Below are 24,761 nucleotides of genomic sequence, written 5' to 3'. Positions count from 1 at the left end.
GAAAAACCACCGGAGCAACGCTTGGTTTCAAACCTCTCCGGTGGTTTTGATTCTATGTTAATGCATATTCCAATCTGAGATGATATGCCCTCAACAGACAACCATAGTCTATGCCTGACGGGTAACCTCATTGCGGCAACCGCCACAGCAAGTGGTGCTGGACGCTGGAGGTGCACTCCTCCTGGTGCAATATTACATAGCCGCTCGTTTCAGCTGGCCGTAATACAGGTCGCTATAGAATCCGCCCTGCTTCAGCAGCTCATCGTGGGAGCCCTGCTCCAGAAGACGTCCATCCTTCAGCACCAGAATACGGTCCGCCGAGCGAATGGTATTGAGACGGTGGGCGATCACAAAGCTCGTCCGTCCCTTCATCAGCCGCTGCAGCCCTTCCTGGATTTTGATCTCCGTTACGGTATCGATGCTGCTTGTCGCTTCATCCAGTACCAGCATGGAGGGATTGGCGAGAATCGCTCTGGCAATCGCAAGCAGCTGCTTCTGGCCTTGGCTGATGCCGCTGCCGTCAGGCTTGAGCATCTTGTCATAACCGTCCTTCATCCGCACGATAAACGAATGGGCATTGGCCAGTTTCGCAGCTGCCTCGACCTCTTCATCGGTCGCATCAAGCCGTCCGAAGCGGATATTCTCACGGATGGTGCCTTGGAACAGGAAGGAATCCTGCAGCACAAAAGCCATCTGTGCTCGCAGGCTTTCCCTGCGGATGGAGGAAATGTCCCGTCCATCCAAGGTAATGGTCCCGCTGTTCGGGTCGTAGAACCGGGAGAGCAGCTGAATTAACGTTGTCTTCCCTGCACCCGTCGGACCGACCAGCGCAATCATCTCGCCGGGCTTCGCCTCAAAGCTGATTCCATCCAGCGTATCCCCGTCTTTTTCATAGGAAAAAGATACATTGTTGAATGTCACCGCTCCCTCTACACTCTTCAGTGCGACGGCGGCCCCTTCATCCTTCGCTTCAACCTCTTCATCCAGCACCTCGAATACACGTTCCGCCCCCGCGATGGCAGACAGCAGCGTGTTCCACTGGTTCGCCAGATCGTTCAGCGGTCTGGTAAACTGTCGCGCGTAACTCTCAAATATGATGATGACACCGATCGTGATATGCCCCTGAATCGCCATAATGCCGCCAATCCCCGCTACGATCGCAAAACTCAGGTTGTTCAGCCCGTTCATCAGCTTCGGAATAAAACCCGAGATGCTCTGTGCCCAGAAGCCCGATAGACGAATCCGTTGATTGCGCTCATCGAATTCACGGATAACCCGCTCCTCCTGGGAGAAAGCCTTAATAATCCGCTGTCCCGACAGCGTTTCTTCAATATAGCCGTTCAGATCCCCCAGATTGCGTTGACGCTCTTTGAATAAGGGACCGGTTCGCCGAGTGATCCAGCGCATCCCCAGCATCATCAGGGGAACCACCAGAAATGTCAGCAGTGTAAGGAGCGGACTGAGCCACAGCATAACGGTTAACGTACCGATTAAGGTCAGCACACTCGAGAATATTTGAATGGCCGAACTGTTCAGTGTTGAACTGACGTTCTCAATATCATTGGTCAGACGACTCATAATCTCGCCCTGTTGGCGCTTTCCATAGAACGGAATCGGCAGCCGGTGCAGATGCGTAAACAGATCCATTCGCATCCGGTATACCGTCTCTTGGGCTATGCCGATCATCCAGATGTTGTGCAGCCAGGTGGTTAAAGCCTGAAGGACGTACACAACAGCCAATCCGATAAGAAAATACATCCAGCCCGAGTCCACCAAGCCGCCCGGGTCTTTGATATCATTCAGGAACCGATCTACCCCGACCCCGAGCAGATAAGGGCCGAGCAACGCAAGCCCGGAGCTGAACATCACCATCAGCAGCACAAGTGCAAGCTTTCCTTTGCGGCGGGCGAGATAAACCCATATTCTGGAAAGGGTGCCCGACCAATTCTTGGCTTTTGCCTTGGGCTTGCGGCCCGAACCGCTATCCTTGCTTTTGCCAAGATCGATCTTTGGCCTTGGATGACGAAATGGTTCAGTGAATGCCTTAAGCATGCTGCTGCACCCCCTCTCCGTATTGGGATTCATAGATGCGTCGATACAGGGAGGAGCTCTCCATCAAGGAGTCATGATTCCCTTTTCCGATCAATCGCCCGTCATCCAGCAGCAGAATCAAATCTGCCGAGGTGGTTGAGCTGATCTTCTGTGTGATCAAAAATGTCGTGCAGGACAAATCCTTCAGAGCATCCAGCAAAGCACCTTCCGTGCGAACGTCAAGTGCGCTTGTGCTGTCATCCAGGATGAGGATGGAAGGCTTCCGTACGAGCGCCCGCGCAATCGACAAGCGCTGCTTCTGCCCTCCGGATAAGTTAACGCCGCGCTGTCCAAGCATCGTGTCGTAACCGTTAGGCAGATGTTCTATCGTATCGTGGATCTGCGCTCTGCGTGCCGCTTCCTTGATTTCGTCCATGGAAGCATCCTCCCGTCCCCAGGCAATGTTCTCCCGAACCGTGCCGGAGAAGAGCAGCACCTCCTGCGGAACATAGCCAATGCTGCTGCGCAGATGCATCGGGTCGATCTCCCCTGCATCCTTTCCGTCTATCCGCACGTTCCCCTTATCCTCCTCGTACAGCCGCGGAATGAGCTGAACCAGCGAGGATTTGCCTGAACCGGTAGCCCCCATAATAGCGATTCGCTCACCGGGTCTGGCCACAAAAGAGATATCCGTCAGCACATCAATATCACTGCCCGGATAGCTGAAACTAACTTGCTCGAATTTCACTCCGCCTTCAATTTCAACCTTATTATCATGGTTCTTATAGACTCCGGTTGCTGCATCGTCCTCGGTCTTCAGCACCTCCTGTGCACGCTGGGCGGAAGCCCGTCCACGGGAGAACGCAACAACAACCCAGGAGAGGGCTGACATGGCACCGATACAGCGCAGGGAATAGTTGACGACGGCTACAACCTCGCCAACGCTGGCACTGCCAGTCGCGATGTCTTTACGGCCGAACCACAGAACCGCCATAATCCCGGCATTCATGATCAGGAGAATAAAGGGCATCGTGGTCTCCGTCAATCGCAAGGTCGATATGGTAGAACTCATCAGCTTGCCAGAAGTACGACCAAACCGTTCAATCTCATGGCCCATGCGCACGAAAACACGAATCAACCGAATCCCGGTCAGGTTCTCCTGTATAACGCCGTTCACCGCATCCAGCCGCTGCTGGACACGCCGGAATGCATCGGCTGCCCGCTTCATAATCCAGGCGATAAATATAAACAGTACAGGCACGGTTAGCACCAGCAATAAGCCCAGCTTCACGTTCACCACCAGCGCCATAACGATGCTGCCAAGCACAACTAACGGAACGCGCGTCATGAAACGCAGGCCCATGAACACCGTATCCTGAATCTGGGTGACATCGCCCGTCAGCCTTGTAATCAGCGACGATGTGGCAAATCGGTTAAATATCGAATAGGAGAAGGACTGCACCTTCTCATACAGTTGGTCGCGAAGATCATAGCCGAGCCCCTGGCTCGTATGCGCCGCGAAGAAGGAGCTCGAAATTCCGGCTATAAAGGCGATAACAGCGCTTCCAGTTAAAACAGCTCCCCACATCCATACAACCGACATGTCCTGCTTCTGAATGCCGTCATCTATGATTTTGGAAATAAGCAGCGGCTGAATCAGCTCAGCGGTGAGCTCAATCAGCATCATCACCAGTGCCGCAATCGCGGCTACGCGGTACTTTTTCAAGGTCGAGAAGACAATTCCCATATGCATTCCTCCGAGGCAGAAGACCTAGATTATGTTCTGAAAGTGGTCTTCATGTAGTAGCAATATTAGTTCGTTCAATAGCATGGATATGTCTATTATAATATATTTTCTGCTAGAACTTATCGGCAGATTAAAAAATATAACGAGATATACTGGCCGAAGATACTGCTGTTGTACGGACAAGACCCTTTATCCCTGCATCAAAAAAGAGAACCTGTCCTTCAGGATCATCACCTGTCGAATCGGCTCTCTTGCAAAGCGTATAGCTATTCCACGGACTTCAGCGCTTCAATCATATCAATCCGTTTCAATTTGTAATGCATGGAGACCATGACAATTCCCGAGAACAGCAGCGTCAGCAGCGCCGCATAGCCATATCTGATACCATGGATGCTCGGACTGAACATCATGGCATCCACTTCCGCCGTTTGCAGCACGAACCGGTGCAGGAGCACTCCGGCCAAATTGCCTGCTATAACAAATCCGCCAAAGAAAACGCAGAGGGCGGCCTGAGTGTGGCAGCGTCACAGAATGTTCTAACATTCAGAGGAAACTAGCAGCACAAAAAGCAATCTCCTTCACTTGGAAGGGAATTGCTTCCTCACAAATTATCTATAAAAAACATACGGTTTACTATGAGCTCCAAAATTCTGCCCGGTCTTCCGCCCTCAGCTTGGAAACAAAACCCGACGGATCCTGATCCATGTACTGGATCGAATCCATGATCCATCTGCCATCCGCGTGCCTATATTTAATCGTAGCTAACCCGGAATCCCGGAGTCGATGCTCGCTTGTTCCTGTTTCATGTGTTTGATCAGCTATCAGCTGAAAATAAGGATCGATCTGCTTGATATCCTGAGCAAGCGTTACCTCTGGGATCAAGGCCTCAAACTCGCTTCGTTCCGGGAGGCGGCTAAGACGCCACTGATCCATGAGATGACCGCTGTTGGAAGTATAAAAAGTGATCAGCTCGCTGCCATCCGGCATTTTGCGAATCTCGTAGGTGTAATCCTGCTCTTTTCTTATGATATCAGGCTTGCCGTATTGCCTTTCCACCGTTTGTTGGTCCGGGGCATAAGACAAGAGCATCCGATAATAATAGGGAGTGTTTATCTCGTTATGGAGCGTAATTTCCTCATCCGCTTGATCAGCGCCAGACAAGAAAATACATAACATTAACGCTAATACCCCCACCGATATTCCCGCTGCCCGAGCTTTAATCACCACACACACCTCCTCATTGAATCAATCGATGAACCCTGTCATCATCACTTCCGGAATATCCTTGCCCTCAGCCCACTCCCTGAATGAAAAATCGAGCACTTCCCCTTGTGCAAGCGAGGTCATCACTCTTTCTTCTTGAAAGGAATAAGAGAAGGTATGCAGCGTCCCGAACAAATTGTCGTAATCTGTATAAAACAACGGGGATTGACGGTCCTTAAACAGACCAAATGCTTCCGCATGGGTCAGGCGCTGGGCGCCCAAGCTTTCGATGTAAGATTTACGACGAAGGGAATGCTCAATGGAAGGCCTGTTTTTGCCCGCCAATGCTTCATAATGGTTGACACAGGCAAGAACTTCATCGCCCGCTCGGGTAACGACTTCATCCGGACTTGCCTCAACCACCGCCGAATTTCCTCGCGCATCGCCCAGAGAAAAGTTATAACAGGCCGCATGGGGAATATGGCGCAGCATGTAAGCTGCTTCTTCTACTGTAGCGCATGACTCCAATATCATTCGAACACTGATCCACGAAGACAATCCCGTCCGGTATCCTTCAAAGCTGACAAAATGAAGTCCGGCCGCAAGTCCTTTTTCATTTATACCGTCATGCCGCCCTATCGCCTGCAGATTATAGCCTGCGGTCGCCAGTCCTTGCCCCGATTGGGCCATAGTAAAATAACCATCGTAAAACGCAGGCGTGAAGTCGTAGTTTCTTATGTAATATGCTGGAGCGATCATGGCCGAACAGCCCATGGCATCGATCTTCGGAACATCATATCCGCCGAGAAGAGCTGCAGTCTTTTTGAACGATAATCTGAGCCCTTCTGCCAATCCCTCCAACTCGGCTACAAGCTGCGGGGCAAACTCGTTATAAATGGCCTTCATCTGTTCCGCATCGATCTCCGGTTTGGTCGCCGCTCCAAAGGCTTGTAATATCGAATGATTCTGCAGGCTGCGACCCAGCTTAAGTCCGTTATGGTAGTTGTCGCCTCGAAGCTGAATGATATGAACGGTATAATCCGTCATGTTGAACCCCTCCACCCAGGTTTACTATCTGCCATAAAAAATATATCCCTTACCGATTATAGATGTAATTCACCCTTCTTCCAATAAAAAACCTCTGTGCGACGCCAATCCCAAGATGAGCGACCACGATTCGTAGGCAGGTTTTCTTGCAATGTCGAATTTCATCAGCACCGCTGATAACTTATCAAGCCTATATCTATAAAAAAAGCTCCTGCCTAAGCATGTCAACATACTTGGGAGGAGCAATTTCATCTTATTGACGGGGCAATGCTTCGAACTGCTGAACGTATTGTTCATACTTCGCGGACCATACATCTTTGCGGGACTCTATCGTTCTTCCCTCAAGCAGCGCTTCAATGACGTCAAGGCATACATCCCAGCCTGCAATATCCTTCGGTGTATGATCTGTGATCTTGGTTATTTTCTCGATGAGCACTAGGCGACAGCCTTCGGCTTCAGGATACAGTTCAAAGCGTACCCGATCCTCTCCCCAAGTGTATTCCAGCACCGACAGCTCCCGATAGTCCGTTATTGCCATTTCTTCGAAATTCCCGTCCTGCATATCAAAGGTCATTCTTCCGCCCATGCGCAGATCCTCCACCTTCAGTTCGGAGAACCATTGGGATAGCTTCTCGTTATCGGTCAGATATGACCACACCTTTTCCACTGAGTGCTTCAATCGGCGTTCAAACCGGACACTCGTTCCATACTCGTCTTGCTGTACAACGGCTAACATTGTTTACCCTCCTCAAAAATGCCCATTTTGAACAAAATCGCTTCATCAAACTTAAGATTCGTTGGGACTGTTAAGAAGATTCATCCTGATCAAGGATTCTCTCCAAGTCATCCAGCTTGTTCGACCAAAACTTCCGGTAAGGCTCCAGCCAGTCATGAATTTCCTCCAGCGGTCTGGCATTCAGACTGTATACATGGGTTTGGGCTTCTTTACGAAGAGACACAAGCCCCGCTTCACGCAAAATCCGCAGATGTTTCGACACGCCCGGTTGACTGAGCGGCATTAGATCTACAATCTCTCCCACTGTGCACTCTTTTACACGCAAATAATCAAGAATGGTCCTGCGATTGGGTTCCGCTAATATTTCAAAAAGATTATCGTTCATCATATTCAATATATTACTTTATAGTTATATTTCTGTAAAGATATATAATGTGAATTTACATTGTTGAACGGATTCAGCAGCTTCTCATTGGCAACGAAATGTATCGAACTAGGGCTATTAAGCCTGAAATGCTGAATGGCATTCGTCTCGGTTCGATCTAAGCAATGGAAAGACACCGGGCTTCCTTGCGGTAACAAGGTCAATCTGATGCGAGGCAGACCCTGCTGCACCATATGGATCGCCTATGGATCGAGAGTAGCGGTTTCCTTTATTTGTGATCTGCTCCTAAAAAATAATTTTTAATTGCCGATGTAATAGTTGAAACTTTATTCTGAGCGAATGCGTCATATTGTAGAGGAAAATAATAACAAGCAAAATTCAGGAGGTTGAGTGTGTGAAAAGAATATGGACTGCCTTGCTAGCAGCTATACTGTTAATCCCCATGACATTCCAAACACAGGCACAGGCGGCAGTGAACATTAGCGTCTTGATTGACGGCGTCAAGCTGTATACGCCTCAAGCGCCTGTTATGATTCAAGGACGGGTCATGCTTCCGATGAGATCCATCTTCGAAGCACTGGACGCAACGGTCAAATGGAATCAAAAAACGCAAACCGTCACAGCAGTCAAGGATGGCACTACCGTCATTCTTAAGATTAATTCCAAGACGGCTACTATCAACAACCAAACTGTAGCGCTGGATGTTCCGGCGAAAAACCTGAAAGGCAACACGATGGTGCCTGTACGTTTCGTAAGTGAATCCCTCGGTCAGAAAATCGGCTGGAATTCCAAAACGAAAACGGTCACCGTCACGACAACAAATGATTCAGGCGGCGGTAACAATACCTACATTGTACCGGTGAGTTATGTAACTCAAAAAGACATCGGCAATGCCGGAGATGGACGTGATTTGCAGGTCAGCTTCTCCAAATCATCCACCGAATCCCTGATTTCGCATTATCGTGTGATGATTGTTAAGCAGTCCAAAACGTTCAGCCAAGCGGATGCAACGCGCATTTCTTCAGCAAATTACACTACGGTATATCCTGCAGGATCGGACCGCTCACAGGTCCTCACATCAAGTTCAAGAGACATTGATGGCGACCTGATCCGGGATAACCAGGCTTATAAAGCTTACGTATTGGCAGTAGGCAAATCAGGCGGCACGTATGCCCTTTCCTCGGCATCGCCTTCATTGACGCTGACCAATACCAATTCGGTTAATGGAGCAACCAATGTGAAAGCAAGCGATATAAGCGACAACGGCGATGGCCGTGATTTGCAGGTCAGCTTCACTCGCGCTCAGAACGAAAGCAATGTAACCAACTATCGCTTATTTACGGTAAAAACGAAGGATGCAGCTAACTTCAATGTAGCGGCAGCCAAATCCGTATCGAGTCAAAACTACACAACGGTGAACAAAACCAGCTCAACGAATACAACGCTGTCAACGACATTGAGTTCTTCCGCTCGTGATACTTCAGGAGAGCTCATTCGAAGCGGCGTGCCTTATACCGTGTTTGTACTGTCAGTCAGCAGCAATGAAAGCGCACTTGCAAGCAATCTGTCTTCTGGTTCTGCTTCCATCACGCTCAGCACAGGTAATGCAACAGTTCCTTACATTACACAGGTATCGGATATCGCTGATTTCGGTGACGGCCGTGATCTCCGTGTAAGCTTTAACAAGGTGTCCAACGAGTCCAGCATTAACTCTTACCGGGTTTTTGTTGTCAAGGACAGCAATTACAGCAGCTTCAACTTAAGCAAAGCCAATTCCATCTCCAGCTACAACTATACCCATGTCAACAAAACAGGCAATAACATCAACAACTTGACGCTGGCATCGGGTGCCAGAGACGTGGATGGAGCAACCATTCGCAGCGGCGTGTATTATCGTGTATTCGTTATGGCTGTGGACAACAACAACAATAATAACAACATTCTGTCTGCTCCATCGAATTCCATCATTCTAAGTTCCAGTTATAATGTTGGCGCGGTTACCAGCCTGTCCGTTACCGACGTGAACAACTACAATGATGGGCGTGACCTGCAGGTCTCATTCTACCGCCCGTCTGATCAATCCAATATTAGTCACTACCAAGTATTCGTTGTAAAATCATCGAATAGTTATTTTGATCTGTACAGAGCAAACAGCTTAAACAGCTATTATTATACGCAAATTAGCAAGAACAGCAGCAGCAACAGCTACATGACGCAAGTCCTGAATTCCAGCAGCCGTGATATCGACGGAGATCTGATTCGCAGTGGCGTCAGTTACCGGGTGTATGTTCTGTCCGTAGGATATTCGAGCAATAACAATGCCCTATCCGATTATGCATCCATCACGCTTGGGAACAACAATCAGAATGTAAATCCTGTTTCTACGCCGTCCTTGACGGTCATCGGCAATAACGGAAACGGAAGCGACCTGAGGGTTTCCTTCAGCCCTGCTTATGGAGAAAGCTACATCGAACATTACCGGATTTTTGTCGTGAAGTCCTCCAAGAACCTGACATTGTCGCAAGCCTACGCCAACAGATATTACACCATAGCTAACAAAACCGGCAGCACTATCACTCGGGATTTGGCCAGCACGACTCTGGATTCCGACGGGGAACCTATTCAAAGAGGCTCCAGCTATCGCGTGTACGTCTTATCACTAGGCAACAGCTACTCCAACTATACCAACGCTCTCTCCTCTGCCTCTGCAGCGGTTACGATTCAAGGCGTGACGGAAGTAGGAGCGGTAGCGGACGTTACAGCAGCTGATGCTGGAGACAGCAATAATGCAAGCGATCTGAAAGTATCCTTTAAGAAGGCTGCAAATGAAACCAACATCAGAGAGTATCGGATCATGGTCGTGAAGCAAGCTAACGCTGCTAACTTTAAGGTAGCTCAAGCTAACAACGTAGGAATAAACAACTACGACAGTGTGCCGATCGGAGCCGATTTCAGTAATGTTCTGAGACCTGGAATAAACGATGTTGACGGTCAGCCGATTAAAAATATGGTGGATTATCAAGTATTCGTCTTGTCCGTAAGCAATAATGGAAACAACGCGCTATCAGCACCATCCGCACCGATTAAACTTACGGGCACCACGGTAACGGTTCCTTCGAATGTGTATGCCGGGATTGAAAGCACCAACGGGAATGGCAGTGATGTTGTCGTTAGATTCTCTCCTGCTACAGGTAGTATTAATGAATACCGAATCATGGTGGTACCAACCAACAAAAAATTTGGCGATTCTGAAGCAAATAATGTACCTTCCGGAAATTACACTGTAGTTCATGTTGATTCCAGCCTGAATCAATATGTAAGGAACTTGGAGGCATCAACGAAAGACGTCAACGGTGCAGTCATTGCAGCTGGTCAGAAGTACAGTGTATACATCATGGTGATTGCCGATGGAACAGTCTCTACCAGCAACGCCCTATCCGACCCGTCCGAAATGTTTACAATCCCGAACCCGATCCAAACCACAGCCCTTACAGCCAAATTGGATGCAAGCGGGAAACTTCAAGTCGATTTCAAAAAAGCTGTCAATGAAACGAGTATCGATGCCTATCGTGTATTGTTTGTTGAAAAATCACAGATGAAGGACTTCAACCTGCAAAAAGCAGCAGAAGCAGCTGGCAAAGAAGATACGAAAGCCACCATCAAGCCAACCAATAAAGATATCTCGACTCTCATTGATATCCCAACCAAGGATGTTTCAGGCAAGGATATTACAGCAGATACGGAGTACGCCGTATATGTTTACTCCGTGCCAACAAAAGATGTGAAGAAAGCTTCAAGTGCGCAGTCCACTACACCGCTCTCTTTACCATCTAAAACTTTGATATTAAAGACAGGAACTCCTGCTCCAACAACTCCTTAAGCAAGCGATTTGTGTAATCGAAGCGGCTGGCTTCCAGCCAAACATCGCGCTTAAATCCCAAGAAGCTGTCCTCCCGGTCAACCTTGACCTTGAGGGACAGCTTCTTTTTTCTTCCTCGCACCGTACCTCCCTCTTTTCTAGAACTTCTCATCACTATAACTAATTTCTGCATGATTTTCGGATAAATTAGTCGGGTACTTCCGAATGGTAAAATATGATAATTTATTAATTAGAAAGCGTTTTCATTTTTCTGCTGCACTCAACCGTTTTATTTTATTGACAGTATGTCCAGATTCGATTTAAGGAGGTGAAGTCTAACCCCTGAAAGCCCCTAGCGGGAGCTGAAAATTCCACCGTCTGATGAGCGCATCATGAAGTTTTATCAGCAAACAGCTCTTGACCACTTCATTACAAAGGAGATGCTAATGATAAACTTAACAAAGAAATCTTTACTGTCCTTCACGCTGATCGCCGCTATGCTGTTCTCATTAATTCCATCCTTAACATCAGCAGCAGAGGCAGACCAGATCAGCCCGCTGAGCAGCGGTCCCCAAGCTTACGTCAATGCTATGCAGCCGGGCTGGAATCTGGGTAATTCGCTTGATTCCGTCGGGTCCGATGAGACCGCTTGGGGAAATCCGCGCATCACCAAGGCTCTGATCGATCAAATCGCGGCTCAAGGCTATAAGAGCATCCGAATTCCCGTAACCTGGAATAACCAAATCGGCAGCGCACCGAATTACACCGTCAATGCCTCCTACATGAATCGTGTACAGGAGGTTGTGGATTGGGCGCTTGACGCCAATTTGTATGTCATGATCAATGTTCATCACGATTCATGGTTATGGATCAGCCATATGGAGAACAACCGCAATGAGGTTGTAGCCAAGTACAACGCCGTCTGGACCCAAATCGCCAATCGTTTCAAGAACCATTCCAGCAAACTGATGTTTGAAAGCGTCAATGAACCCCGCTTCTCGGATGGCGGTACCACCAGCGAAACCAAGGCCTTTCAGATGCTGGATGAGCTCAATGTCTCATTCCACCGGATTGTACGCAGCTCTGGAGCGCAGAACGCTGTACGCCCGCTTGTGCTGTCTACCCTGGAAGCTTCGCCGACCCAGACCAGAATGAACGAGCTCTACAACACCATGACCAAACTGAATGATTCCAATCTCATTGCCACCGTTCATTATTATGGATTCTGGCCGTTTAGCGTTAATATTGCGGGATACACTCGCTTTGAAACCGATACCCGAAACGACATCGACCAGACATTCAACAACGTGTACAACACCTTTATTGCCAGAGGTATTCCTGTCATCCTGGGTGAATATGGACTGCTTGGCTTCGATCAGAACACCGGGGTCATTGAGCAGGGGGAAAAACTGAAGTTTTTTGAATATCTGACCTATTATCTCAAGCAGAAAAACATCACACATATGTTATGGGATAACGGCCAGCACTTCAAGCGAACGGCCTTCACCTGGTCCGATCCCGAGCTTTATAACATGATGAAGGCGGGTTGGAGCGGACGCTCCTCTACGGCTGACACGGATCTTGTATTCGTGAAAAAAGGAGCGGCTGTCCAGGACAAAAGCATTCCGTTGAACCTTAACGGCAACACGTTATCCGAGATCAGCACGAACGGACAGCTCTTAACAGCCGGACAGGACTACGTCTTAAGCGGAAATTCCATCACTTTTAAATCCGGACTGTTAACCAGATTGACCTCTTCGGGCCAGCTCGGCGTAAATGCCGTACTGACGGCCAAGTTCAACCGTGGAGCGGATTGGAACTTCAGGGTCATTCAGAACGATAAACCTGTGCTGCGCAGCACGCAGGGCTCCACTGCTTCCTTCAGCATTCCAACCACATTCAATGGGGATCAGCTTGCTACGATGGAGGCCGTATATGCCACGGGTGGGAATGCAGGGCCACAGGACTGGACCTCCTTCAAGGAGTTTGAGTATACCTTCTCTCCATCCTATGCCAGCGGTGAAATCAAACTGAAGCCGGCCTTCTTCAATGAAGTCCGAGACGGCGAGATCATTCTCAAGTTCCATTTCTGGAGCGGGGAGATCATCACCTACAAAATCACGAAAAACGGCAGCAGCGTCACCGGAAACGTATCATAAACGACATATCACCAATAACAACGGCCTCATTCTATCCAGCGAAATTTCTAGCCGAGGGGCGGATGAACAGCAGCATGCTGTATGGTTCCTGTATTTTATCCAACAGTAGAATGAACAAAAGCTCAAGTGATATCACTTGAGCTCTCATCTTATCATGCTTCAACTATACTTTTTTCTCAGCCAGAAATTTATCGATAATCCCCGATATCATATGCATGCTCACGGGTTTGCTTACATACTCATCCATGCCCATTTCTAAATACCTCTCGCGATCACCTTTAATCGCATGGGCTGTCACCGCCACGATATATGGATCTCTTTCGGATGATATGGATTCTTTAATAGCCTTGACCGCATCCATTCCATCCATGAACGGCATTTGGATATCCATGAACACAATATCATACGGATGACGTTTAAATGCCTCAACGGCCTCAAGTCCATTCTGGACCGTGGTGGAATTGTATCCCAGCTTCTCAAGCATTTTCTTAAGGACCAGCTGATTAACCTCATTATCCTCTGCGATCAAAATTCTAAGTTCATTGCCGGAAACATGATTCTCTTGGATGGTCCCGTTGTTCTGTACACCGCTAGCATTTGTTTTAAATGAGAAATCAACCGTAAACGCAAACACAGATCCTGACCCGTTAAGATTCCGTTCGTACCATATATCCCCGCCCATCAGTTTAACGAGCTTTTTACAGATAGCCAGACCCAATCCGGTTCCCTCCACCTTCCGGGTCATATAATGATCCACTTGATAGAAGGGCTCAAATAAATGGGCAACCTTCTCTTCTGGCACGCCAATGCCCGTATCCACAACGGAGAATTGGATAAGGGGCGGATTACCTTCATGGTTGAGGCACTGAACCGAGATGGAGACTGCGCCATTGGGTGTAAACTTGATTGCATTGCTAAGCAGGTTCATCAATACCTGTCGAAGCTTGGTCACATCCCCATGGACCTGATCCGGTACTTCGGAGGCTACGGAAGTGGTCACCTCGATATTTTTCTCTAGCGCCTTCGGCAGAATCATGTTCATGGTTTCGGACAGAGCGATTCTTAGACTAAATGTTTCTTCCACCAGCTCGGTTCTGCCTGATTCGATTTTTGAAAAATCTAAAATATCATTGATTATGTTCAGAAGGGTTGTCCCGCTTTTCTTGATGATCTGAACATAATCCCGCTGCTCCTCGTCAAGCTCTGTCTCCAGTATCAAGTCCGTCATCCCGATGACGCCGTTCATCGGTGTGCGTATTTCATGGCTCATCATGGCGAGGAACTCGCTCTTCGCCTTGTTGGTCTTCTCGGCCGCTTCCTTCTCGATGATCAGCCGTTTCTGCTCCGTCATGTCCTTGGCAATGATGTAGAAGCCCACGTTTTGGTTATGAATGACGATCGGCGCCAATGTGGCCAGCACTTCAACCGTATGCCCATCCCTGTGATGGATACCGTTAATCCCTTTCTCGACAGCAACATAATCAGACGCGGAAGAGAGTATCCGGGAAAGATTGCGTTCACCGATTAAACGCGAGATCTTCGTGCCGATTAATTCCGGAATTTTAAAACCGGTCAGCTGTTCTGCCATCTGGTTTCCGTTAATGATCTTTCCTTCCAGGTTGAAGGAGATAATCGCATCGTGGTTATATTTTTTCAGCGAGGTATAGCGCTCTATGCTTTCCTGCAGCCTTTGCTCGGCGACTTTACTATCGGTAATATCAACGATTTGCGAAATGAAAAATAAAGGGGTATTCTCCTTGTCATCCCGAACCAGGGATACGTGCATCGATGCCCAGATCTGATTGCCGTCTTTATGTGAGAATTGTTTCTCAACCGCTATGGTTGAGGACGTATCATCCAGGGAATGGAGCAGCTTTTCTTTATTATTAATGCAATTAGAATAAACATAATCGGATGCCGGCTGTGCCATTAATTCTTCCTCCGTGTAGCCGAACATTTTGCAAGCCGCAGGATTTACGCTGATCCAATGCCCGTCTACCGTAACCAGGGCAATGCCAATTGGGGCACTTTTATAAACATGTTCAAACAAAGCTTGATGGCCAAAAATATTGACATCACTCATACTCTGCACCTCCTGATATCGATTATTATACATCAGCATGTTCAAAATAGGGACTTTTCAGGGATTTATCGTTGGAATTAATCTTCGATAGGATCATCGGCATCGGTATACCATACAATAGACGCCGTGTTCTGCGTGTTGGTCAATTTAACAATCGTTTCTTGATAGTCATAGGATCTATTCAATCGGAGAGCCTCATCCGTCAGCCCCATTTCTGCCATGCCCTTCACTACACATTCCCTTAATAGCGGACGTTCCAGCAAATGCCTGGATTGAGCGTCCCTGATAAAGGCAAGTCTGGATTCAACCGTAGCAGTCTTGAAGAAAAGTTCCACATCCTCCGGATCTGGTCCATCCTTCATCGCATCAATCATCAGCCGCTCGTGCTTGTGCTCTGATGAGGTCTGAACAATTCCGATCGGGTATCTTGTCGGATAGACTACTTCTGCTTGACGTCTCTGCTCCAACCCTTCTATGTATTCCAACATATCCGCAATGCGCTCAAGGGCAAATCGCTGCTGCAATTTGTGCTTGGCCCGGACAACGCTCTCTTGAACATCCTCTACTCCCCGGTTGAATATATAAGAGGCATAGTGGCTAGTTTCGGGAAAGTAGTGGTATAGTATACTGTTCTCTGTATATACCACGCGCAAGAATTCGTGAATATTAGCTGCTACAATCCAAACCTCCTGATCCATATTCATAGGAGACACACATACGATGTACGCTTGCTCCAAATCAGCAACCAATCCGAAATCTGTTAAGAATCCATAATGTATTCCATCTACTCCGCAAGATGCAAACGGAATCACATCGGGCGGGGTCGACATATAGCGGATATCCTCTTGTGTCATGATCAAGCCCAAATTGAAATCAAGTGATAAGTCCTCCGCACGCAGTTCCTGTTCAAATTCAAACAGCCCCCTGACCGTTTCAGGAACAGCGTATTTGCCATAGTAATTCAAGTTCAGTTGATTCATATTCGTATCCACTCCATCCCGTTTTTGCGCGACAACTCGCTAATATGCATATAAAGCAGCCCCTTTATTCAGTTACCCGTATTTAAATCGATCACATCATGTGAAGGTCAATCCTGATGAAACTATTATTTTAAATGATCCCAAACAGCATAAATCCGATGATGTTGATCGCCAGATTGGCAAACATATGGACCATCCAGGACGCATATATGTTGCCGTTTTGCTCATTCAGCCAGTTGAACAGGAGTCCCGCCACAAACAAACTGACAATGAGCAGCAGGAACAGCTCTACGGAGAACCAGCTTGTCATCATGGCAATATGATACACGGCAAATGCCCCTGCACTGAACAGATAAGCAAACCTGCGTCCAACCTGTTCCTTCAGCGTGAAAAAAGCAAAACCCCGGAAAAAGAACTCCTCCAGCAGCGAATTGACAATCGATATATAAATAGCTACGAAGATGAAGTTGCCTGCATCTACCCCGAGGTTATTCTGCAGAGCTCCCGTTACCTTGGAAAAATCAAAGAACGGCCCGATTAAGAAGTATCCGCCCAGGATCAAGGCAAATACGCCGAGTCCCAGCAGCAGAGACCTCGAAAGCCCTTTTCTCTCGAAGGTAAACAGCCTGCGAAACGGTATCCCACCCGTGATTAAGGCATAACCAATCGGCAGCGTCAGAAACAACATGACCTTGATGATGGATTTAACAGCGTAATCCGGACGGATTACCGCATCGACAAAACTCATGGCCAGGCAGCTCAGCACCATGATCGCTATGACGGAAATGATCTTTTTTCTGGATCTCATATCGTATCTCCTTCGGCTGCTTATCGCAGTTTTCGCTATATAAGAGTTCTATGTACGGAGCATAATGCCCTCTGCCAAAAAAAAGAAAGCCTCTGATACAATGATCAGAGGCTTTCCCAGAGGCTTTCCACTGTTCTCTTATGATACATAGCGGCCAAGCGCCGCTTGATATACACTCTTAGGCCGGAGTCCGATTAGTTTGTCCGCCGGTTCTCCGTTATGAAACACAATCACCGTCGGCATGGACATGATGCCGAATTGGGCAGCAAGCTCCGGGGATTCGTCGCAATCCACCTGATAGATATCGAGGCGACCCGCTTCCTCATGACTCAGTTCTTCGAGAATGGGGAGCAGCACTTTGCAGGGCGGGCACCATGTGGCCCCGAATTCAACAAGAGTGACTCCGTTGGGTTTGATCGCGCTTTGAAAGCTTGATGACTCTAATCGTGGTAAACTCATTTGTTTTCCTCCGCTTCTTCCGATTTTCGTTCGTCCAGAATCGATTGCATGCGTTCCTCCAGATTTCTCTTGATATGATTCAACTGGTGGATTTGCGCCTCGATCTCTGCGATTTTTTGCCGAAAAATCGGAAACACCTCCGTACAAAACGCCTCTTTGTTCTTCAAGACGCAGTGCAGGAACCCGGCGATCTGCTCAGTGGACAATCCAAGATTCAGATACAACTGGATGGTTCGCACCTGATCCTCGGCAAGTACCGAATATTCCCGATATCCGTTCTCGTTTCGAGCCGGCGTAAGCAGCCCTTGCTGTTCGTAGTAACGAAGCGAACGAATGCTGACGCCGGTACGGGCGGCAAGTTCTCCGATTTTCATGCTTTCACGCCTCCTGGATGAACGATTGAATCCCATTGTAAACCCTGACACTAGTGTGAGGGTCAAGCGTATTTCGCCCATTCGAATCGTCCATTATTTAGAATCGATGATTGCATCGTCCATTTTTCATTTTCTTTTCTTGGATTTGCTTCTGGAGTCCTTGCGAAGCTGGGGCCGCCGATACGGCGGCACATGCTGGAGCATCGTGTGGAACATGGTTCCCCACTGCTCCTCGCTGAGCTGACCCATGGGAAGCTCACGATCCACTCTCAGCATCTTGACCAGCCTGGCTATCTGGGGAGGGGTGAATATCTCCGATAGCGCTGCGTATAACGGCAGCTTCGGGTCCCGTAATCCATAGGTTGCCAGCGCCGAGAACATCTGGTGATGCTGCGGGGAAACAAGCGGCTGTTCCCTCCGGCGGATGGAGAGGATGGCTGAATCCACCTTGGGCGGCGGTGCAAAATGATCAGGCGATACCGTCCGAACGAGCCGGATCTCATACTGCATCCTCCAGTTTAAAATTCGCGGATTTCGAATGGAGTGCGATGTGAATCCTTTTGCCGCTCCCTTTTCCACCAGGATTACGGCTCTCTGCATCGGAACTGCCGGATGGAGAAGCTTCCCCATGATCGGCGTTGTGATCGAATAAGGGATATTGGCGACAACAACAAAGGGTTTCGTGGGCAACGATGTTTCAAGGAAATCGCACCGCTTGACCTCAATATTGTCCCTTCCTCCCATTTTGTCCAACAATTTATGGATAAGTACCGAATCGATCTCAATAGCAAGCACCTTGGCCGCTTTCTCTGCCAGCGGAAAAGTCAGCGCCCCGGCACCTGCTCCGATATCAAGAACGGTTTCATGAGGATGAATCCGAGCCAAATCGATCATATCATGAATCAAATGTTTGCTGATGATCATATTTTGCGACGGGAAGTTTGAAGATGTCTTCAACGGATCCCGATGATTTTTATTTTTTTTAAACACAAAAAAGCACCTCATTCATTTGTATAGTAATGAAAAAGGTACAGCACAAATAATCCTTCACATTTTCAAGAGAAAATGCCTGGAATTAGCTGGTCTGTACCGTCATTAGCGAATACGCATGAATGAAATGCCACACATGTAAATGGAATCCTCCTTGCTGCTGCCAGATAAAATGTAACAACCACAGTGTAGCACAGGCATCCATTGAGCTCACGGGGACGTTCTATTAAAAAGATTCTTTACCACCCAAGGCAGGACATAAATATGGTAAGTTGAAGAAGACGTAATCTGAATACCGATATCGACACAGATTGGTGTTCTGGCAGAACTTGAAGGGGAGACGGATATGGGACTCTATTTCACGAACGAAACCATCGAATCGGATAGCGGGGACAACAACTATGTAAGAAACCAAATGATTGAATTTAATCTGAAGCATTTTCCGGACGACTTAAAAGGCAGGTACCAGGAAATAAACTTGTTGTTAAGGAATGCAGACGGTGAGATCTTGGGTGGGATTGTTGGGGAAATATGCTGGAACTGGCTGGAGATCCACTATCTGTTTGTGGATGAGCGATTCCGTAAATCGGGGTACGGCGCCAAGCTGTTAAGCGAGGTGGAAAACATGGCGAGAGAGAAACAATGCGAATTCGTGAAATTGGACACGCTGAGCTTTCAAGCCTTGGATTTTTACATCAAGCAGGGTTATGAAATATACGGCAAGATCGAGAATGCCGGCCGGCATACGCATTACTATATGAAAAAGGATCTTTAAAAATAAAAAGAAGAAGACAGCTAAGCGCTGCCTTCCCTCTCAGCTCTCAGCCGATTTCTTCTTTTTTTCGATTTGCTTGCTGCCTTCTCCAGGTTTTGCTGAACCCGGTATTGGACGATTCGACATATCAGGTCATAAGGCAGCGGCTGATCGATCGGAAATTGCAAGGTCCCTTTGGACTTGTGATATTCCTTAACGTCTGAAGGATGCTGTGCACCTCGGGCGTGCAGCTCGTTTTAAAAACAGGGGTTAACACCTTACATACTTGCGTTTGAAACCAAGTTTCCCTCTCTCAACTTCTTTTCTAATATTCTCGGAAGCATGGAGGAATTTGCTCTTCCCCTTGTCCCGATTGATTTCGACCGGGCCTATTGCCTCCGCGATCTTCACCGCCTTATCATGGAGCGGCAAATAAGATATGGCTGCGGTGTAAATGAAAGTATTCATTGCAGACTTCGTTCGGTCCGGTGAATCGTGAATGGTTTTTTGCACCAGTTCGAGCATGTCCGAGATTTTGCCTTCCGGGAACTCGCGATCCGGTCTGCTGCCGAGCAGCCAGCAGTAACAGCTCCATCCTGCTGACATTCTCAGCTCTTCGCCGCTTGCGATCCATTGATCCGCAACGTCTTGGGCAATATCTGCCTCTGCCAGCGTTACAGCAACCACATAATCGGACAGCATATAAAAATAAGCTGCATCCATCCAACGATCAAAATCCGCTGCAGTCATCGCTTGAGGGTCTGCAATGATGCCGGCAAAGTACATGGCGTCGTAGTTTCCTGTGGCGTAGAGCTGCTCAGCCAAAGGCTGATTGATTTTGATTGTCTTGGCCATCGGCTTCATGGCGCCTGTCGCAACGCCAAAGAGCGGTTCATGTGCCCCATTGGACAGGTACATTTTTTTGAGCCGTTCCTTGCCGAGTCCTTCAAGCTCCAGCATAACGGATTCTACATTCATGGTTCGACACTCACTTCCTTCATTGGCTTAATATACGGCTGCCGGATAAGCGACCCAGCATTTCACATGACTTGAGTGTACATGAACAATGACGGGTAAGCCTAGTCCCCCCTTGGTGGAAAATAGTTCTGGATTAAAAAACGGCAATCGCTCCCCGATTGGAATATCGGGAAACGATCGCCGGCTGTAGAAGTTATATAGCCTCCGGTTGCTCCGTTTGAACTTTCGGTGTCACCACCGACACAAGAAGTTCGTTGGCCGAGGAGATCGGCACCACGCCTCCTGGCAGCTTGAGATCCCCGACATGTAAAGAACCCCCCATCTCCAGTTCACTGATATCAATTGGAATGGTGGCGGGAATATGGTCCGGGAAGGATTCAATCTCGATGAACGTGCTTTGGATTTGGACAACTCCTCCAGCCTTGGCTCCCTTCGCGGTGCCAATGTAATCGAGATTAACTCTCGTGCGCACAACTTCGTTTATATGGATACGTAAAAAGTCGACATGAATGTATTCACGAGTTACGGGATCACGCTGAACGGACTCCAGCAATACGGGAATTGGCTCCTGATTGTCCAAACAAAGCTCAAGGATCCCTCCCTTGCCGTTCCTTGCCCATTTGCCGAACTCACTGGCTGACAGCTGAATCATCATATTATCTTCCCCTGCGCCAAATACAATCGCCGGGATTAGTCCCGATAGGCGAAGCTGCTTCAGTCCGGTTTTGTTCATAACAGCGCGCGTTTCTGCTCGTAAATTTACTCTCATCTCAACAACACTCCTCAGATTATTATGATTTGGGTCCACTCATCCATCAATCGTCCATCATGAACTACGGATTTCTCCCCCCGTAGCAGGGAAAGCGGGAGCACCATTGCATCACCTCCAAATAGACATTTAATGTAAAACGCCTTAAATACGCGAGAAGGCACCTCGTCCCAAGGGAACGAAATGCCTAATTACTTGGTACCATATCATAGAAAAGGGCAATTGTCGAACGCATCAGACTATGGAACAATCGAAATGTTCAAATTCCTACTTATCGGCAAGAAACAGCCTGTTATGTTTAATGAAAAAATCAAAGTACACTTTGGTGTTTTCCAATTCCCACCATTGCTTGATGTCGACTGGATTCGTGTCTAAATCATATATTTTGGTAAACTCCATCGCCAGTAAAAACGGGGAGTGCGTTGCAATGATAAATTGACATCCGCAATAGTGAGCCATTTGCTCTAGCATCTTGACAAGTTCAAGCTGCATTTTAGGAGACAGACTGTTCTCCGGTTCATCCAAGCAATACAATGTGTCATTTTTTAATTTGGAATTGAAATAACTCAGGGCTGTCTCGCCGTTGCTGTTCAGCTTAACCTCAGTGCCGGCGACTCTGCGAATAAACTCCCTGCGTGAGACTGATTTTTTTCTTGAAAGCACCTGTAACCTCAGTGCTTCATAATCGTCCATGCTATTCATTTTCACTGTTTTGCCGTATTTCAGATTTCCGTTATGATCTCCCCATTCCAATCTGATATCTTCGGTGCTATCTGCGATTTCCTCGTTGTTTGTGCGGACTGTGAGCATATAATCAAAAATATCATCACTTGTGATGATTCTGCTTCCATTTGGAATTCGATATTTAAATCCCTCATCGTCAAATCCAAGTTCAAATTTACAATGTTCAACGTATAAATCAAACATTTCACTTGAATTGAATGGTGCAATACGGTTGAGTTCCAATCGATTTGCTATAAGGTTTAGCAGCGTGCTTTTTCCCGAGCCGTTTCCTCCATATAAAATAGTTATTTTTGAAAAACTCAATTCGGAGAACTGACTTTTCGAGAAAATGCCGCATGGGTAAGTATTATCGATATATCCAAATTTACCTCCATTTTCTACCATTCGTTGCTGTATCAACGAGGATTCTTCATCAATGGGTAATATGAATTTATCTAGATACATGTCACTCCTCCTTCATACATCGAATCTGCTCTGTGTTGATTATACAGTGTGAACATGCTCCGAGTGATATCTACAGATTTCCATTCACGTAAAAAGACTGTCGACAAGTACTTTTAGTTTAATATTACTTAACCCAATATTGCTTAGCAATACGTTGACCTTGTTTAATTTTCGCCCACTGTTCGTCTTCCGTTAATTCATTCCCGCCAACCCAGGAAGCTTCTTATAGACAACGATTCAATGAGAATCTCTCAGGCGCTGCGTAGCATATTGAGTATGCGTGTTAGTTCGGTAGGCCTTCAAACTATGGGCGCACGTCTTCACTGGAGCATGAAAAACTCCGGAATATTTCCGTCTTGGCCGCTTCTTACTGTCCCGAAAGCTCTTATTTTTCACCTAATGTTCCACTAGCTTACTTTACTGCTAATTTAGAAGCGGCTTTAGTTAAAGGTGCGGACAGATACCCGAGATTACTTTATAAGGAACAACACTAACTAAGTTAATTTCTGCAATAGAGTCTTTTATAAAAAGTGCATATCATCTTTTCAAGCAACAAAAAAGAGGGGCCTTGGCCCCTCTTTATCTTTTTCAAGTCCAAGATGTTCTTAATAAATTGGACGAAATTCGCAGCATCCGGGAGTTCGCCTCATCTTCCGCTCCGTTGCTGTATGCGTCAATACTACTCAACTATTATTATTTCCCGACCAACAGTTGAGTAGTATTCACATGTGTCGATCCATCAAGATGGCTATTCCGAATGCTTGTTATCGATAAGTCCAGCCTTCTCCAGCATCCGCTGAACGATGACCGCCGTTTCCGCTCTCGTGATGTCGCTTTTCGGCTGTAGCCCTGCATCGGATCCGCTCACAAGTCCCATTTTCACCGTAGCTGCGACCGCTTGTTGGGCCCAAATAGCTACCGAAGCGCGGTCCGCGAACTTCGAGAGTGCAGCATCCGCTTCCGCTACGCTAAGGCTCGTGTCTAATCCTGCAAGCTTCATGGCCCGTGCGATCATGACCATCGCCTCTTCGCGGGTGATCGTCTCCGCCGGGTGGAATGTTCCGTCCTCGTCCCCCGCGGTGATACCATATTCCTGCGCCGTCGCTACCGCTCCGGCATACCAGTCACCGGATTTCACATCCTCGAACACAGATTTTACTCCATTGTTTGTCAGTCCCAGCGCCCGCACGATAATCGCCGCAAATTCCGCGCGCGTGATAGCTGCGTTGGGCAGATAATGAGTTGTATCAACCCCGTTCACTACCATCCGTGACGCCATGTCATTGACTGCTGCTTGAGACCAATGTCCCTCCACATCCGCAAACCTCATCGGATGCCAAATCAGTGAGTACGTGCTGTTCGTCATACTACTCGCAACTGAGTAATACTTCCCATCTCGTAAAGTTAAATTAGTAGGTACATGTCGGACTCTCCCATTTGCTTCTAACACAATGGCCGTTGTGACCTTGTTCGGATCGACTCCTTCCGGCAACGGAATTTCACGCTCTACATAGGACGTAAACTTGTCTAAGTTCACTGTCTTCCCCTTGTACGAGGCCGTTATCGCAAAATCAACGGGCGGAGACATTACGGTAAATCGGCCTTTTTTTGACGTATTTTCCAAAAGTCTTATTTTATCTATCCCGCTCTTCGCAATATCCACATGCACCAAGACGTCCTTCAGCACCACCGGGTCTCCAAGCTGTGCCGAAAAACGATCGATCCCGAGTTCCGTCGCAGGCAACTTGTAGTTTCCGTTAGGTGTGTGAACCTCTATTATAGCTTGCTTGTTCTTTAGGGATTCCACCGCTTCCCCGGTCAGCGCCACGGTCACTTTATCGGCGCTCGAATTCACGGCAATCACGATTACTGGCTTATCTCCATCTTTCGCCAGTGCCTCAGACAGTTTTGCTGCATCGATCGTAACCGACTGCACGGTCAGTCCATTGTCGGTCGTGATGGCATCTGTCGTGATTCCCTCTGGCTTCTGGCCATTGATGGTCACATGAATGTTATTTTGCGTCTTCGGAACATTTATTGGGTTGTGGTTGAACGGCGGGTTCGTAGTTGAAGGAGCGCCACCGGATGAATTTGGAGAAGTGCTGCCCGTTCTGGGAGTCGCGCTCGCTTCGTTGGAGTAGCCGCTATCTCCTGACTCGTTGCTCGCCGTCATTGCAAAGTAATACCTTGTCCCGTTCGTCAGACCTGTCG

Annotated in this window: 19 protein-coding genes and 1 pseudogene; 3 read left to right on the top strand and 17 right to left on the bottom strand. The window is 47.8% G+C overall.

Annotated elements, in window-relative coordinates:
* Positions 1–192: 192 nt before the first annotated feature.
* The 7 genes and pseudogenes from PGL02S_RS20965 to PGL02S_RS20935 all read right to left on the bottom strand — a co-directional run bounded on the left by PGL02S_RS20965 (position 193) and on the right by PGL02S_RS20935 (position 7,149).
* The gene (locus PGL02S_RS20965) at positions 193–2,052 is read right to left on the bottom strand and encodes an ABC transporter ATP-binding protein (protein ID WP_036641191.1); all 1,860 of its coding nucleotides are present in this window, start codon (positions 2,050–2,052) and stop codon (positions 193–195) included.
* Positions 2,045–3,778, bottom strand: coding sequence for an ABC transporter ATP-binding protein (locus tag PGL02S_RS20960; protein ID WP_036641189.1), 1,734 nt, complete (start codon positions 3,776–3,778; stop codon positions 2,045–2,047). The genes PGL02S_RS20965 and PGL02S_RS20960 overlap by 8 nt, the downstream gene beginning before the upstream one ends.
* Before the next feature lie 266 nt (positions 3,779–4,044).
* Positions 4,045–4,257 (bottom strand): annotated as a pseudogene (locus tag PGL02S_RS20955) (hypothetical protein); the annotation flags it as partial.
* A 154-nt stretch (positions 4,258–4,411) separates the two neighbouring features.
* Positions 4,412–5,002 carry a hypothetical protein gene (locus PGL02S_RS20950; RefSeq protein ID WP_235187406.1) on the bottom strand — a complete coding sequence of 197 codons (591 nt, stop codon included), beginning with the start codon at positions 5,000–5,002 and terminating at the stop codon, positions 4,412–4,414.
* Positions 5,003–5,023: 21 nt separating this feature from the next.
* Entirely contained in the window at positions 5,024–6,028 is a 1,005-nt protein-coding gene (locus PGL02S_RS20945) for a C45 family autoproteolytic acyltransferase/hydolase (protein WP_036641188.1), read from the bottom strand.
* Between the two features lie 253 nt (positions 6,029–6,281).
* Positions 6,282–6,764 carry an SRPBCC family protein gene (locus tag PGL02S_RS20940; protein ID WP_036641187.1) on the bottom strand — a complete coding sequence of 161 codons (483 nt, stop codon included), beginning with the start codon at positions 6,762–6,764 and terminating at the stop codon, positions 6,282–6,284.
* A gap of 70 nt (positions 6,765–6,834) precedes the next feature.
* A complete protein-coding gene (locus PGL02S_RS20935; RefSeq protein ID WP_228030130.1) occupies positions 6,835–7,149 on the bottom strand; it encodes an ArsR/SmtB family transcription factor in 315 nt (104 codons plus the stop codon).
* A 394-nt stretch (positions 7,150–7,543) separates the two neighbouring features.
* Between PGL02S_RS20935 and PGL02S_RS20930 the strand changes: the two genes are divergently transcribed.
* The gene (locus PGL02S_RS20930) at positions 7,544–11,029 is read left to right on the top strand and encodes a copper amine oxidase N-terminal domain-containing protein (protein WP_036641183.1); all 3,486 of its coding nucleotides are present in this window, start codon (positions 7,544–7,546) and stop codon (positions 11,027–11,029) included.
* A 425-nt stretch (positions 11,030–11,454) separates the two neighbouring features.
* A complete protein-coding gene (locus tag PGL02S_RS20925; RefSeq protein WP_036641182.1) occupies positions 11,455–13,167 on the top strand; it encodes a cellulase family glycosylhydrolase in 1,713 nt (570 codons plus the stop codon).
* Positions 13,168–13,330: 163 nt separating this feature from the next.
* Here PGL02S_RS20925 and PGL02S_RS20920 read toward each other — a convergent pair whose 3' ends face one another.
* From PGL02S_RS20920 to erm, 6 genes are all read right to left on the bottom strand, one after another.
* Positions 13,331–15,250 (bottom strand): PAS domain S-box protein, encoded by a 1,920-nt coding sequence (locus PGL02S_RS20920; protein WP_036641180.1) that lies wholly within the window; start codon positions 15,248–15,250, stop codon positions 13,331–13,333.
* A gap of 77 nt (positions 15,251–15,327) precedes the next feature.
* Positions 15,328–16,230 (bottom strand): hypothetical protein, encoded by a 903-nt coding sequence (locus tag PGL02S_RS20915; RefSeq protein ID WP_051449235.1) that lies wholly within the window; start codon positions 16,228–16,230, stop codon positions 15,328–15,330.
* Between the two features lie 130 nt (positions 16,231–16,360).
* Positions 16,361–17,038, bottom strand: coding sequence for a CPBP family intramembrane glutamic endopeptidase (locus PGL02S_RS20910; protein ID WP_036641179.1), 678 nt, complete (start codon positions 17,036–17,038; stop codon positions 16,361–16,363).
* Positions 17,039–17,176: 138 nt separating this feature from the next.
* Positions 17,177–17,497 carry a thioredoxin family protein gene (locus PGL02S_RS20905; RefSeq protein ID WP_036641178.1) on the bottom strand — a complete coding sequence of 107 codons (321 nt, stop codon included), beginning with the start codon at positions 17,495–17,497 and terminating at the stop codon, positions 17,177–17,179.
* Positions 17,494–17,871 carry a MerR family DNA-binding transcriptional regulator gene (locus PGL02S_RS20900; RefSeq protein WP_036641177.1) on the bottom strand — a complete coding sequence of 126 codons (378 nt, stop codon included), beginning with the start codon at positions 17,869–17,871 and terminating at the stop codon, positions 17,494–17,496. Before PGL02S_RS20900 ends, PGL02S_RS20905 begins: the two co-directional genes overlap by 4 nt.
* Before the next feature lie 126 nt (positions 17,872–17,997).
* Complete coding sequence (gene erm / locus PGL02S_RS20895) at positions 17,998–18,861, bottom strand: 23S ribosomal RNA methyltransferase Erm (protein WP_036641176.1); 864 nt, start codon at positions 18,859–18,861, stop codon at positions 17,998–18,000.
* 346 nt (positions 18,862–19,207) lie between these two features.
* Between erm and PGL02S_RS20890 the strand changes: the two genes are divergently transcribed.
* On the top strand, positions 19,208–19,636 hold the full coding sequence (locus PGL02S_RS20890; RefSeq protein ID WP_036641173.1) for a GNAT family N-acetyltransferase: 429 nt from the start codon (positions 19,208–19,210) through the stop codon (positions 19,634–19,636).
* Positions 19,637–19,885: 249 nt separating this feature from the next.
* Here the strand turns inward: PGL02S_RS20890 and PGL02S_RS20880 are convergent, their stop codons facing one another.
* The 4 genes from PGL02S_RS20880 to PGL02S_RS20865 all read right to left on the bottom strand — a co-directional run.
* On the bottom strand, positions 19,886–20,593 hold the full coding sequence (locus tag PGL02S_RS20880; protein ID WP_036641171.1) for a DNA alkylation repair protein: 708 nt from the start codon (positions 20,591–20,593) through the stop codon (positions 19,886–19,888).
* A 193-nt stretch (positions 20,594–20,786) separates the two neighbouring features.
* Positions 20,787–21,362 carry a 50S ribosomal protein L25 gene (locus PGL02S_RS20875; protein ID WP_036641169.1) on the bottom strand — a complete coding sequence of 192 codons (576 nt, stop codon included), beginning with the start codon at positions 21,360–21,362 and terminating at the stop codon, positions 20,787–20,789.
* A 267-nt stretch (positions 21,363–21,629) separates the two neighbouring features.
* Positions 21,630–22,550 carry an AAA family ATPase gene (locus PGL02S_RS20870; RefSeq protein ID WP_036641168.1) on the bottom strand — a complete coding sequence of 307 codons (921 nt, stop codon included), beginning with the start codon at positions 22,548–22,550 and terminating at the stop codon, positions 21,630–21,632.
* A gap of 748 nt (positions 22,551–23,298) precedes the next feature.
* Positions 23,299–24,761 (bottom strand): S-layer homology domain-containing protein (locus PGL02S_RS20865; protein WP_218029253.1); only part of this gene is annotated, 1,463 nt, incomplete at its 5' end.

This window comes from Paenibacillus glucanolyticus NBRC 15330 (assembly GCF_004000885.1).
GTDB lineage: Bacteria > Bacillota > Bacilli > Paenibacillales > Paenibacillaceae > Paenibacillus_AQ > Paenibacillus_AQ glucanolyticus.
The sequence above is the reverse complement of the archived record's forward strand: the minus strand, read 5'-3'. Positions and strand labels throughout refer to the sequence as shown.